We start from the raw sequence: 12,681 nt of genomic DNA, 5'->3' as shown, positions 1-12,681 counted from the left end.
ATGATCTCTATATTGCGACGTGGCCTGTTGGTAATACTCGCGGCCTTGCCGTTGATGGCTAACGCCGTAGCGGCGCCTTCCGCGCACGAACTGGTACAGGACACCACCACCCGGTTGCTCGCGGATCTTGCCGCGAACAAGGAAAAGTACAAGCAGGACCCGCAGGGCTTTTACACGGCGCTGAATACCATCGTAGGGCCTGTGGTGGATGCCGAGGGTATTTCCAGGAGCATCATGACGGTCAAGTATTCACGCAAGGCCACGCCCGAGCAGATGCAGAAGTTTGTCGAGAACTTCAAAAAAGGCCTGTTCCAGTTCTATGGCAATGCCCTGCTGGAGTACGACAACGAAAGCATCACCGTTGACCCTGCCAAGGATGAATCGGGAGACCGTACCAGCGTTGGCATGACGGTCAAAAGCAGCAGTGGCGCGATCTATCCTGTTTCTTACACGCTCGAAAAGATCAATGGCGAGTGGAAGCTGCGCAACGTGATCATCAATGGCATCAATATTGGCAAGCTGTTCCGCGATCAGTTCGCTGATGCAATGCAGCGCAATGGCAACGACCTGGACAAAACCATCAACGGTTGGGCCGGGGAAGTCGCCAAAGCCAAGGAAGCCACCGAAAAATCCACCGAGACCCAAACCCAATGAGTGAGTCGGCCATTCGCATGAGCGAATCCGGCGAGCTGCTGCTCAGTGGTGTGCTGGATTACCGGACAGGCCCGAACCTGCGCAAGCAGGGGCAGGCGCTGATCAAGTCCAGTAACGCGGCTGCGCTGGTGGTTGATTGCTCCTCGGTGGAGAAGTCCAGCAGCGTCGGCTTGTCGTTGTTGCTGTGTTTCATGCGCGATGCTCAGGCGGCCGGCAAGGCCCTGAGCATTCGTGCGATGCCCGACGATATGCGTGAAATCGCTCAGGTCAGCGAATTGACCGAGCTGTTGGCGTACTCCTGAACCGCATCTATAAAGAAGCCCCCCGTCAGAGTCCTGCTTCGCGGGGTTCGCAGGCGCGGGGCTTTTTTGTATGATGTCCGACCCGCGCGCACAGGGCGCCGATTGAGGTTGAGCATGCAGGCCGTAGAAGTGAAGAGCTTCCTTGAAGGAAAGCTGCCAGGAACTCAAATTGAAGTTGAGGGCGAAGGCTGCAACTTTCAGCTGAACGTGATTAGCGATGAACTGGCGGCGTTAAGCCCGGTCAAGCGTCAGCAGAGCATCTATGCCCATTTGAACCCATGGATCGCCGATGGCAGCATCCATGCGGTCACTATGAAATTTTTCAGCAGCGCGGCCTGGGCCGAGCGCACCTGAGCCCAAGGGCGTCGAGATTCTTATGGATAAATTGATTATTACCGGTGGCGCTCGTCTTGATGGCGAGATCCGCATCTCCGGGGCAAAGAACTCTGCCCTGCCGATCCTGGCTGCAACCCTGCTGTGCGATGGCCCGGTTACCGTTGCCAACCTGCCGCACCTGCACGACATCACCACCATGATCGAGTTGTTCGGTCGCATGGGCATCGAGCCGGTGATCGACGAGAAGCTCAGCGTCGAAATCGACCCGCGCACCATCAAGACCCTGATCGCACCGTACGAACTGGTGAAAACCATGCGGGCCTCGATCCTGGTGCTGGGCCCGATGGTTGCCCGTTTCGGTGAAGCCGAAGTCGCACTGCCTGGCGGTTGCGCCATCGGTTCGCGTCCGGTAGACCTGCACATCCGTGGCCTCGAAGCCATGGGCGCGGTCATTGACGTCGAAGGCGGCTACATCAAGGCCAAGGCCCCTGAAGGCGGCCTGCGCGGTGCGCACTTTTTCTTCGATACCGTCAGCGTGACCGGTACCGAAAACATCATGATGGCGGCCGCTCTGGCCAAGGGCCGTAGCGTGTTGGCAAACGCCGCTCGCGAGCCTGAGGTCGTCGACCTGGCGAACTTCCTGAACGCCATGGGCGCCAAGGTTTCCGGTGCCGGCACTGACACCATCACTATCGATGGCGTCGAGCGCCTGCACACCACCACTTACAAAGTGATGCCTGACCGCATCGAGACCGGCACCTACCTGGTGGCGGCAGCGGTCACCGGCGGGCGTGTGAAGGTCAAGGACACCGATCCGACCATCCTTGAAGCCGTCCTGGAAAAACTTCGCGAGTCGGGTGCTGAAATCACCTGCGGTGAAGACTGGATCGAGCTGAACATGCACGGCAAGCGGCCGAAAGCCGTCAACGTGCGGACCGCTCCGTACCCGGCGTTCCCGACCGACATGCAGGCGCAGTTCATCTCCCTCAATGCCATTGCTACCGGCACGGGCGCGGTGATCGAGACCATCTTCGAAAACCGCTTCATGCACGTTTACGAGCTGCACCGCATGGGCGCTCACATCCAGGTCGAAGGCAACACCGCCATCGTCACCGGCATCGACAAGCTCAAGGGCGCGCCAGTGATGGCCACCGATCTGCGGGCTTCGGCCAGCCTGGTGATTTCGGCGTTGATCGCTGAAGGCGATACGCTGATCGATCGCATCTACCACATCGACCGTGGTTACGAGTGCATCGAAGAGAAGCTGCAGATGCTCGGCGCCAAGATCCGCCGCGTACCGGGCTAGTCGTTGCCGTATGGGCGCAAGGACGCGCCTGCTGAATTTGTTATGAATCGAGGGTGGTGACACCCTCGATGTGTGTCCGGCGCCATTTGCGACCGGGCATGAGTACCTTGATAAGGACTGACGTTTCCCATGTTGACTATCGCACTGTCCAAGGGCCGCATCCTTGACGACACCCTGCCGCTTCTGGCTGAAGCGGGCATCGTGCCGACCGAGAATCCGGACAAGAGCCGCAAGCTGATCATCCCCACGACCCAGGCCGATGTGCGCTTGCTGATCGTGCGCGCCACCGATGTGCCGACTTATGTCGAGCATGGTGCCGCGGACCTGGGCGTCGCCGGTAAAGATGTGCTGATGGAATATGGCGGCCAGGGTCTGTACGAGCCTCTGGATCTGCGAATTGCCCTGTGCAAGCTGATGACCGCCGGCCGTGTCGGCGATGTCGAGCCCAAGGGCCGTCTGCGGGTAGCGACCAAATTCGTCAATGTCGCCAAGCGTTACTACGCCGAGCAGGGCCGTCAGGTCGACATCATCAAGCTCTACGGCTCGATGGAGCTGGCGCCGCTGATTGGTCTGGCGGACAAGATCATCGATGTGGTCGACACCGGTAACACCCTGCGTGCCAATGGCCTGGAACCTCAGGATTTCATTGCCGACATCAGCTCCCGACTGATCGTCAACAAAGCTTCGATGAAAATGCAACACGCCCGTATCCAGGCGTTGATCGACACCCTGCGCAAGGCAGTGGAGTCTCGACACCGCGGCTGATTTACCTGCGCGACCTTGAGTCGCGCCCGTCTATCCGCCTCATAGCCAGAATTCTCAGGTGCCCAAGCGGAAACGACTGTTGGGGAAGGTGCGCCGACGTTTAATAACGAATCGCGCCTCACTCCAAAAGGCTACTTATGGTAATAGAAGAATTTTTCTCGCAAGTAAGAATCGCGTAGCGGCCTGCCTTTTGGAGCAAGGCCCTGCGGGTTGGCACTGTGGTCGTGCCATGCTGCGTTGCGGGACTTGGTAAGGAAACAACCCTTACCTTCGTCCCGCGCCTTGCCTGGCACGACCACAATACCAACGCGATCCGTTATTAAACGTCAGCGCACCTTCGGGCGCCTGAGTTTTTGCCAATCCTATGAGGCTCTCGCTATGACCGCACCGACTGCAATTCGCCGACTCAACGCTGCTGACCCGGATTTCGCACATCATCTGGATCATCTGCTGAGCTGGGAAAGTGTGTCTGACGACTCGGTCAATCAGCGAGTGCTGGACATCATCAAGGCTGTTCGCGAGCGTGGCGACGCGGCGCTGGTGGAATTCACCCAGAAGTTCGACGGTCTGCAAGTCGCCTCCATGGCAGACTTGATCCTGCCGCGCGAACGCCTGGAACTGGCCCTGACACGCATCACCGTGCCCCAGCGCGAAGCCCTGGAAAAAGCCGCGGCCCGCGTGCGCAGCTACCACGAAAAACAGAAACAGGATTCCTGGAGCTACACCGAAGCCGATGGCACGGTGCTGGGCCAGAAGGTCACGCCGCTGGATCGCGCCGGTCTGTATGTGCCGGGCGGCAAGGCCTCGTACCCGTCCTCGGTGCTGATGAACGCGATTCCGGCCAAGGTTGCCGGCGTGACCGAAGTGGTCATGGTCGTGCCGACTCCGCGCGGCGAAATCAACGAGCTGGTGTTGGCCGCGGCCTGCATTGCCGGCGTTGACCGGGTGTTCACCATCGGCGGCGCGCAAGCAGTTGCCGCGCTGGCTTACGGCACCGAAAGCGTGCCGAAGGTCGACAAGGTGGTTGGCCCGGGCAACATCTATGTCGCCACCGCCAAGCGCCACGTATTCGGTCAAGTCGGCATCGACATGATCGCCGGCCCGTCGGAGATTCTCGTGGTCTGTGACGGTCAGACCGATCCGGACTGGATCGCCATGGACCTGTTCTCCCAGGCCGAGCACGATGAAGACGCCCAAGCGATTCTGGTCAGCCCGGATGCCGAGTTCCTCGATAAGGTCGCAGCGAGCATCGCCAAACTGCTGCCGACCATGGAGCGCGCCGACATCATCGAAACCTCGATCAATGGTCGCGGTGCGCTGATCAAGGTTCGCGACATGGAACAAGCCATCGAAGTCGCCAACCGTATCGCGCCAGAACACCTGGAGCTGTCGGTCGCCGACCCGCAGGCCTGGTTGCCGCAGATCCGTCACGCCGGCGCGATCTTCATGGGTCGTCACACGTCCGAAGCTTTGGGCGATTACTGCGCTGGCCCGAACCACGTGCTGCCGACGTCCGGCACCGCGCGCTTCTCTTCGCCGCTGGGTGTTTACGACTTCCAGAAACGTTCGTCGATCATCTTCTGCTCCGAGCAAGGTGCCTCCGAACTGGGCAAAACCGCTTCCGTGCTGGCTCGTGGCGAATCGCTGACCGCTCACGCCCGCAGCGCCGAATACCGCATCGTTGACGATAAGAAGGGCAACTGAGCATGAGTAAATTCTGGAGTCCCTTCGTCAAGAACCTGGTGCCTTACGTGCCGGGCGAGCAGCCGAAGCTGGCGAAACTGGTGAAGCTCAACACCAACGAAAACCCGTACGGTCCATCGCCCAAAGCGTTGGCCGCGATGCAGACCGAATTGAACGACAACCTGCGTCTGTACCCGGACCCGAACAGCGACCTGCTCAAACAGGCCGTTGCCAGGTACTACGGCGTGCAGGGCAATCAGGTGTTCCTCGGCAATGGTTCCGATGAAGTACTGGCGCACATTTTCCACGGTTTGCTGCAACACGATCAGCCGCTGCTATTCCCGGATATCAGCTACAGTTTCTACCCGGTTTACTGTGGGTTGTACGGCATCGCATTCGACGCGGTGCCGCTGGATGAACAGTTCCAGATCAACCCGGCAGACTACGCCAAGCCGAACGGCGGGATCATTTTCCCTAACCCGAACGCGCCGACCGGTTGCCTGTTGGCGCTGGACGCGGTTGAGCAGATCCTCAAGGCCAGCCCGGATTCGGTGGTCGTGGTGGATGAGGCTTACATCGATTTCGGCGGGGAAACGGCGATCACGCTAGTGGACCGTTATCCGAACCTGTTGGTGACTCAGACCCTGTCCAAGTCCCGTTCGCTGGCGGGCCTGCGGGTTGGCCTGGCGGTTGGTCATCCGGACCTGATCGAGGCGCTGGAGCGGATCAAGAACAGCTTCAACTCCTACCCGCTGGATCGTTTGGCGATTGTCGGGGCTGCGGCGGCGTTCGAGGATCGCGAGTACTTCGACAAGACCTGCCGGTTGGTCATCGAGAGTCGCGAGAAGGTGGTCGCGCAGCTGGAGGCGAAAGGGTTTGAGGTGTTGCCATCGGCGGCGAACTTCATTTTCGCCCGTCATCCGAAGCATGATGCGGCAGGGCTGGCGGCGAAGTTGCGCGAACAGGGCGTCATCGTTCGGCACTTCAAGCAGGAGCGGATTGCCCAGTTCCTGCGGATTTCCATCGGTGCGCCGGAGCAGAATCAGGCGCTGATCGACGGCCTCGGCGACCTCTACCCCCCCCCAAACTGATCGTTCCCATGCTCTGCGTGGGAATGCATCCCGTGACGCTCCGCGTCACAGTGGACGCAGAGCGTCCATGGCGGCATTCCCACGCAGAGCGTGGGAACGATCATGGGGTGGTTACTCGTGATGCGGTTCGCCCAGGAAGGTCAGTGACGTGAACAGCCCGCGTGTCGCCACATCCGGGCTATTTTTCACTGGCACTTCCACCTGCGCCGCAATCACGTTCAAGCCTTCATTGCGCACCAGAACCTGCGCCCGGCCGTCCGCATCGGTTTCGGTGCTCATGGTACTCGGCGCGCTACGATAGTCGCCCACCAACTTCACGCCCGCCGCCGGCTTGCCGTCCAATAGCACCCGTACCGGCAACGACTTGCCCGGCCCAACCGTCAGCGGATCGACTTCCGGCAAAATCACCAATTTCATCTGATCGAGCTTCGGCAACTTCGCCCCCGGCTGGTAAATGGCCAGGCTGTATTTGAACGTCTCGGTCGACTCGATCGCTCCAGGCACCTTACTGCGCCCTTCGTTGATCCACTTTTTGTCGGCGGTCAGCGACCACATGCCATTGTCCAGCGCGACTGCCAGCGCCGCAGGTGGTTTGAGTGGTTGCAGACGCGCATGGTCGGCCAGGCGTTCCACGGTAACCGGGATCATTTTTCCTTCGGTGTCGTAGGCCCAGGCGCCGCTGATTTTCTGCGCCTTGAAGGCGTTGTCCTCAGCGCCATCACCGTAGATGGCTTCGATATTGCCGCGACGCTGTTCGGTCCACAGGCCATGGGCCGAAACGTGGGTGGCGAACATTGCGCCGAACAGACCCAGCAGAACCAATGATTTGCCTTGTTGCATGAAGATTTTTCCTTTTACAGATTGAGTGTCAGGCTGACCGTGAAATTGCGCGGCTCACCGGGATTGACCCAGTAGTTGCTGTAGGAGCGCTCGAAGTATTTCTCGTCCAAAATCCAGTGCGCTCGACGCTGGTGCTGCCCAGCTCCTTGAGCACACTGACAGGAATCACGCTGATCGATTGCGGGATATCGCGAAGGGCCGTGTCGGTTTTGGTCGCGCTGGAAGAGTGGGTTGCGCGATAGCCCTTAACCGGGCCGGTGGGGGATTCATAGTCGGAGGCGACGCTGATGGCGTCCAGTTCAACGGTATGCGACTCTTCGGCGAAGACCGGATCCCCCAGCAAACCGAGGGTCAGGCCTGCGAGGGAGGCGATTGTTCGAGGCGACATGTCAGGTTGCTCCAACAGTGATGTTGGAAGAATATAACATGCCAAATGAGAATGTCTGCTGTTAACGACTGTGGGAGTCAAGGAGCTACCGAGGGCGTAAAAGATCGTCCGAACGCGGCCCGAACCTTGGGTAGCCCCTACCGGCTTACTCCCCTTCTTTTTCCTTGAGCGGTGCCGGTGGCGGACGCAGGCCGATTTCTGCCGTGAGCTTGAGTTCTTTGCCGTTGCGCATCACCTGAATAGTGACCTTGTCAGTCGGCTTGATTCGCGCCACCTGGTTCATCGAACGGCGACCGTCGCCGGCCGGTTCACCGTCGATGCTGAGGATCACGTCGCCCAGTTGCAGGCCGGCCTTCTGCGCCGGGCCGTCACGAAAAATCCCCGCGACTACAATCCCAGGACGTCCCGACAGACCAAACGACTCCGCCAGTTCCTGACTCAACGGTTGCACTTCGATGCCGAGCCAGCCGCGAATCACCTGACCGTGTTCGATGATCGACTTCATCACTTCCATCGCCAGTTTCACCGGGATCGCGAAGCCGATGCCCTGCGAGCCGCCGGATTTGGAGAAAATCGCCGTATTGATGCCGGTCAGGTTGCCGTTGGCGTCCACCAGCGCACCGCCGGAGTTGCCGGGGTTGATCGCGGCGTCGGTCTGGATGAAGTCTTCGTAGTTGTTGAGCCCGAGCTGATTGCGCCCGGTGGCGCTGATGATGCCCATGGTCACGGTCTGGCCGACACCGAACGGGTTGCCGATGGCTAGGGCCACGTCGCCGATACGGATATTGTCGGAACGTCCGACGGTGATCGATGGCAGGTTTTTCAGGTCAATCTTCAATACCGCGAGGTCGGTTTCCGGGTCGCTGCCGATGATCCGGGCCAGGGTTTCACGGCCATCCTTGAGCGCCACCACGATCTGGTCGGCACCGCTGGTCACGTGGTTGTTGGTCAGCAGGTAACCTTCCGGGCTCATGATTACGCCCGAACCGAGGCTCGACTCCATGCGCTTCTGCTTGGGCGAGTTGTCGCCGAAGAAACGGCGGAACTGCGGATCTTCGAACAACGGATGGCTGGGTTTGTTGACCACTTTGGTGGTGTACAGGTTGACCACCGATGGCGCAGCCGTGGTCACCGCGTCGGCATAGGACACCGGACCTTGCTGCAGACCGAGGGTTTGCGGAGCTTGTTGCAGATTGACGTCCAGGCTCGGTAGCCCGACCCACTCCGGGTAACGCTGCATAATCAATAGAGCGATAAGCACGCCGGCCAACAGCGGCCAGCCGGAAAAACGCAACGCCTTGAGCATTAAGCACGTCCTACAGAAGTTGCAGGCGGTGTGAGACCGCCCATAATGTCGCGCATTATACGAGGCCGCGCGCGCCTCTGAACGGGATATTTAGGAGTCTTTTATGGCCGTCGCCCTGAACACCCTGGTCGAAGAAGCCGACCGCTACCTGGCAAGTGCGAAGATCGCCGATTACTGCCCCAACGGTTTGCAGGTCGAAGGCCGGCCGCAAGTGATGCGCATCGTCAGCGGTGTCACCGCAAGCCAGGCGTTGCTGGACGCTGCGGTGGAGGCCCAGGCCGATCTGGTGCTGGTGCATCACGGCTATTTCTGGAAAGGCGAGAATCCGTGCATCACCGGCATGAAGCAGCGCCGGTTGAAAACCCTGCTCAAGCACGATATCAGCCTGCTGTCCTATCACTTGCCGCTGGATCTGCACCCGGAAGTCGGTAACAACGTGCAGCTTGCCCGGCAACTGGATATCACTGTCGAAGGCCCGCTGGATCCGGACAATCTGAAAGTCGTTGGCCTGGTCGGCTCGTTGAGCGAACCGATGACCCCGCGTGATTTCGCCCGTCGGGTGCAGGAAGTCATGGGGCGCGAGCCATTGCTGATCGAAGGCAGCGCGATGATTCGTCGGGTCGGCTGGTGCACCGGAGGGGGCCAGGGTTACATTGATCAGGCGGTGTTGGCTGGCGTCGACTTGTACCTCAGCGGCGAGGCCTCCGAGCAGACGTTCCACAGCGCCCGGGAAAACGACATCAGCTTCATCGCCGCCGGTCACCACGCCACCGAGCGTTACGGGGTGCAGGCATTGGGCGATTACCTGGCGCGACGTTTCGCCCTCGAGCACATCTTCATCGATTGCCCGAATCCGATTTGAATCTCAAGGCTGAACGGGCCCCCCTGTAGGAGCGAGGCTTGCCCGCGAAGAACGATAATGCGGTGTATCAGGCATACCGCGTTATCGTTCTTCGCGGGCAAGCCTCGCTCCTACAGGGGAAGAAGCCCGAACGAGGGGGTATATTCATATACTCTTTCGATCTAGCCGTGGTCCTGATTAGAAGGGGGCGCTGTGCTAGGATTCCCCGCTCGAACACGGCCCGCCGGCCGTCCATAAGATCGTTTTCGTGAGTAGCCATGGTCGACAAACTGACGCATCTGAAACAGCTGGAGGCCGAAAGCATCCACATCATCCGCGAGGTCGCCGCCGAGTTCGATAACCCGGTGATGCTGTACTCCGTCGGTAAAGACTCCGCCGTGATGCTGCACCTCGCGCGCAAAGCATTCTTCCCGGGCAAACTTCCGTTTCCGGTGATGCACGTCGACACCCAGTGGAAATTCAAGGAAATGTATGCGTTCCGCGACCGCATGGTCGAAGAACTCGGCCTGGACCTGCTGGTGCATGTCAATCCCGAGGGTGTTGCGCAGGGTATCAACCCCCTCACCCACGGCAGTGCCAAGCACACCGACATCATGAAGACCGAAGGCCTCAAACAGGCCCTCGACAAGTACGGCTTCGATGCGGCATTCGGTGGCGCCCGTCGCGACGAAGAGAAGTCCCGTGCCAAAGAGCGCGTGTATTCCTTCCGTGACACCAAGCACCGCTGGGACCCGAAAAACCAGCGTCCCGAGTTGTGGAACGTCTACAACGGCAAGGTCAACAAGGGTGAATCGATCCGCGTGTTCCCGTTGTCGAACTGGACCGAACTGGATATCTGGCAGTACATCTACCTCGAAGGCATCCCGATCGTGCCGCTGTATTTCGCCGCTGAGCGCGACGTTATCGAGATGAACGGCACCTGGATCATGATCGACGACGAGCGCCTGCTCAATCACTTGAGCGACGAAGACAAGGCACGGATCGTCAAGAAGAAGGTCCGTTTCCGTACGCTGGGCGACTACCCGTTGACCGGTGCGGTCGAGTCCGAGGCCACCAGCCTGACCGACATCATTCAGGAAATGCTCCTGACGCGAACTTCCGAACGCCAGGGCCGGGTCATCGATCACGATGGCGCAGGCTCGATGGAAGAAAAGAAACGTCAGGGTTATTTCTAAGGGGTTGTCATGTCGCACGCATCTGATTTGATCAGCGAGGACATCCTCGCCTATCTGGGCCAGCACGAACGCAAGGAAATGCTGCGCTTTCTTACCTGTGGCAACGTCGACGACGGCAAGAGCACCCTGATCGGGCGTCTGCTGCACGACTCCAAGATGATCTACGAAGATCACCTGGAAGCCATTACCCGCGACTCGAAAAAAGTCGGCACCACCGGCGAAGACATCGATCTGGCGTTGCTGGTCGACGGCTTGCAGGCCGAGCGTGAGCAGGGCATCACCATCGATGTCGCCTACCGCTATTTCTCCACCGCCAAGCGCAAATTCATCATCGCCGATACCCCCGGCCATGAGCAGTACACCCGCAACATGGCCACCGGTGCATCCACCTGTGACCTGGCGATCATCCTGGTCGACGCCCGTTACGGCGTGCAAACCCAGACCCGTCGCCACAGCTTTATCGCCTCGTTGCTGGGCATCAAGCACATCGTTGTCGCCATCAACAAGATGGACCTCAACGGCTTCGACGAAAGCGTATTCGAGTCGATCAAGGCCGATTACCTGAAGTTCGCCGAAGGCATCGCGTTCAAGCCGACCACCATGGCGTTCGTGCCGATGTCCGCGCTCAAGGGCGACAACGTGGTGAACAAGTCCGAGCGCTCGCCGTGGTACACCGGCCAGTCGCTGATGGAGATCCTCGAAACCGTCGAAATCGCCAGCGACCGCAACTACACCGACCTGCGTTTTCCGGTGCAGTACGTCAACCGTCCGAACCTGAATTTCCGTGGTTTTGCCGGCACCCTGGCCAGCGGCATCGTGCACAAGGGCGACGAAGTCGTTGTGTTGCCGTCGGGCAAGAGCAGCCGCGTGAAATCCATTGTCACCTTCGAAGGTGAGCTGGAGCATGCCGGTCCTGGTCAAGCGGTGACGCTGACCATGGAAGATGAAATTGACATCTCCCGCGGCGACTTGCTGGTGCATGCCGACAACCAGCCGCAAGTGACCGACGCCTTCGACGCCATGCTGGTGTGGATGGCCGAAGAGCCGATGCTGCCGGGCAAGAAATACGACATCAAGCGCGCCACGACTTACGTGCCGGGTTCGATCACCAGCATCGTCAATCGCGTGGACGTGAACACCTTGGCCGAAGGGCCGGCGAGCTCGCTGCAGCTGAACGAGATCGGTCGGGTCAAGATCAGCCTCGATGCGGCCATCGCGCTGGATGGTTACGACAGCAACCGCACCACCGGTTCGTTCATCGTCATCGATCGACTGACCAACGGTACGGTCGCGGCGGGCATGATCATCGCTCAGCCGTTGAGCCATGGCACCAGCACCCACCACGGCAAACTGGCCCATGTAGCCATTGAAGAACGCGCCCAGCGCTTCGGTCAGCAACCGGCCACCGTGTTGTTCAGCGGCTTGTCGGGCGCTGGTAAAAGCACCCTGGCCTATGCGGTTGAACGCAAGCTGTTCGACATGGGCCGCGCAGTGTTTGTACTCGATGGCCAGAACCTGCGTCACGATCTGAACAAAGGCTTGCCGCATGATCGCGCCGGGCGTACCGAGAACTGGCGTCGTGCGGCGCACGTTGCGCGTCAGTTCAACGAAGCCGGCCTGCTGACCTTGGCAGCCTTCGTTGCGCCGAGTGCTGAAGGTCGTGAGCAGGCCAGGGAACTGATCGGCAAGGAGCGTCTGCTGACGGTCTACGTCCAGGCCTCGCCGACGGTCTGCGCCGAGCGTGATCCGCAAGGTCTGTACGCGGCGGGTGGCGACAACATCCCGGGCGAATCCTTCCCGTACGACGTGCCGCTGAATGCCGATCTGGTGATCGACACCCAGTCGCTGTCGCTGGAAGAGAGCGTCAAGCAAGTGCTGGATCTGCTACGCAAGCGTGGCGCGATCTAAGCGTTAGTTGCCAATAAAAAACCCGCAGATGAGTGATCGTCTGCGGGTTTTTTTGTGTTCTTGAG

Annotated in this window: 12 protein-coding genes and 1 pseudogene; 10 read left to right on the top strand and 3 right to left on the bottom strand. The window is 59.8% G+C overall.

Annotation, left to right across the window (positions count from 1 at the left end; translation table 11 throughout):
• The 7 genes from MEB48_RS13775 to hisC all read left to right on the top strand — a co-directional run bounded on the left by MEB48_RS13775 (position 1) and on the right by hisC (position 6,137).
• The gene (locus tag MEB48_RS13775) at positions 1 to 654 is read left to right on the top strand and encodes an MlaC/ttg2D family ABC transporter substrate-binding protein (RefSeq protein WP_237884744.1); all 654 of its coding nucleotides are present in this window, start codon (positions 1 to 3) and stop codon (positions 652 to 654) included.
• Positions 651 to 956, top strand: coding sequence for an STAS domain-containing protein (locus MEB48_RS13770; protein WP_237884743.1), 306 nt, complete (start codon positions 651 to 653; stop codon positions 954 to 956). Before MEB48_RS13775 ends, MEB48_RS13770 begins: the two co-directional genes overlap by 4 nt.
• Positions 957 to 1,070: 114 nt before the next feature.
• A complete protein-coding gene (locus MEB48_RS13765) occupies positions 1,071 to 1,310 on the top strand; it encodes a BolA family protein (RefSeq protein ID WP_105340088.1) in 240 nt (79 codons plus the stop codon).
• A gap of 22 nt (positions 1,311 to 1,332) precedes the next feature.
• Positions 1,333 to 2,598 (top strand): UDP-N-acetylglucosamine 1-carboxyvinyltransferase, encoded by a 1,266-nt coding sequence (gene murA / locus MEB48_RS13760; protein WP_237884742.1) that lies wholly within the window; start codon positions 1,333 to 1,335, stop codon positions 2,596 to 2,598.
• A gap of 129 nt (positions 2,599 to 2,727) precedes the next feature.
• Positions 2,728 to 3,363, top strand: coding sequence for an ATP phosphoribosyltransferase (gene hisG / locus MEB48_RS13755; RefSeq protein WP_007901570.1), 636 nt, complete (start codon positions 2,728 to 2,730; stop codon positions 3,361 to 3,363).
• Positions 3,364 to 3,741: 378 nt separating this feature from the next.
• Positions 3,742 to 5,067 (top strand): histidinol dehydrogenase, encoded by a 1,326-nt coding sequence (gene hisD / locus MEB48_RS13750; protein ID WP_237884741.1) that lies wholly within the window; start codon positions 3,742 to 3,744, stop codon positions 5,065 to 5,067.
• Between the two features lie 2 nt (positions 5,068 to 5,069).
• The gene (gene hisC, locus MEB48_RS13745; RefSeq protein WP_237884740.1) at positions 5,070 to 6,137 is read left to right on the top strand and encodes a histidinol-phosphate transaminase; all 1,068 of its coding nucleotides are present in this window, start codon (positions 5,070 to 5,072) and stop codon (positions 6,135 to 6,137) included.
• A 111-nt stretch (positions 6,138 to 6,248) separates the two neighbouring features.
• Here hisC and MEB48_RS13740 read toward each other — a convergent pair whose 3' ends face one another.
• The 3 genes and pseudogenes from MEB48_RS13740 to algW form a co-directional block, all read right to left on the bottom strand.
• On the bottom strand, positions 6,249 to 6,977 hold the full coding sequence (locus MEB48_RS13740) for a DUF4198 domain-containing protein (protein ID WP_237884739.1): 729 nt from the start codon (positions 6,975 to 6,977) through the stop codon (positions 6,249 to 6,251).
• Positions 6,978 to 7,095: 118 nt separating this feature from the next.
• Positions 7,096 to 7,365 (bottom strand): annotated as a pseudogene (locus MEB48_RS13735) (TonB-dependent siderophore receptor); the annotation flags it as partial.
• Between the two features lie 145 nt (positions 7,366 to 7,510).
• The gene (gene algW / locus MEB48_RS13730) at positions 7,511 to 8,671 is read right to left on the bottom strand and encodes a Do family serine endopeptidase AlgW (protein WP_237884738.1); all 1,161 of its coding nucleotides are present in this window, start codon (positions 8,669 to 8,671) and stop codon (positions 7,511 to 7,513) included.
• 103 nt (positions 8,672 to 8,774) lie between these two features.
• Between algW and MEB48_RS13725 the strand changes: the two genes are divergently transcribed.
• The 3 genes from MEB48_RS13725 to cysN all read left to right on the top strand — a co-directional run bounded on the left by MEB48_RS13725 (position 8,775) and on the right by cysN (position 12,616).
• On the top strand, positions 8,775 to 9,533 hold the full coding sequence (locus MEB48_RS13725; protein ID WP_237884737.1) for a Nif3-like dinuclear metal center hexameric protein: 759 nt from the start codon (positions 8,775 to 8,777) through the stop codon (positions 9,531 to 9,533).
• A 257-nt stretch (positions 9,534 to 9,790) separates the two neighbouring features.
• Complete coding sequence (cysD, locus tag MEB48_RS13720) at positions 9,791 to 10,708, top strand: sulfate adenylyltransferase subunit CysD (RefSeq protein ID WP_008008639.1); 918 nt, start codon at positions 9,791 to 9,793, stop codon at positions 10,706 to 10,708.
• 9 nt (positions 10,709 to 10,717) lie between these two features.
• Complete coding sequence (gene cysN, locus MEB48_RS13715) at positions 10,718 to 12,616, top strand: sulfate adenylyltransferase subunit CysN (protein WP_237884736.1); 1,899 nt, start codon at positions 10,718 to 10,720, stop codon at positions 12,614 to 12,616.
• The last annotated feature ends 65 nt before the right edge of the window (positions 12,617 to 12,681 follow it).

Source organism: Pseudomonas sp. PGPR40, assembly GCF_022014505.1.
Lineage (GTDB): Bacteria > Pseudomonadota > Gammaproteobacteria > Pseudomonadales > Pseudomonadaceae > Aquipseudomonas.
This window is presented reverse-complemented; position numbering and strand designations above follow the sequence as displayed.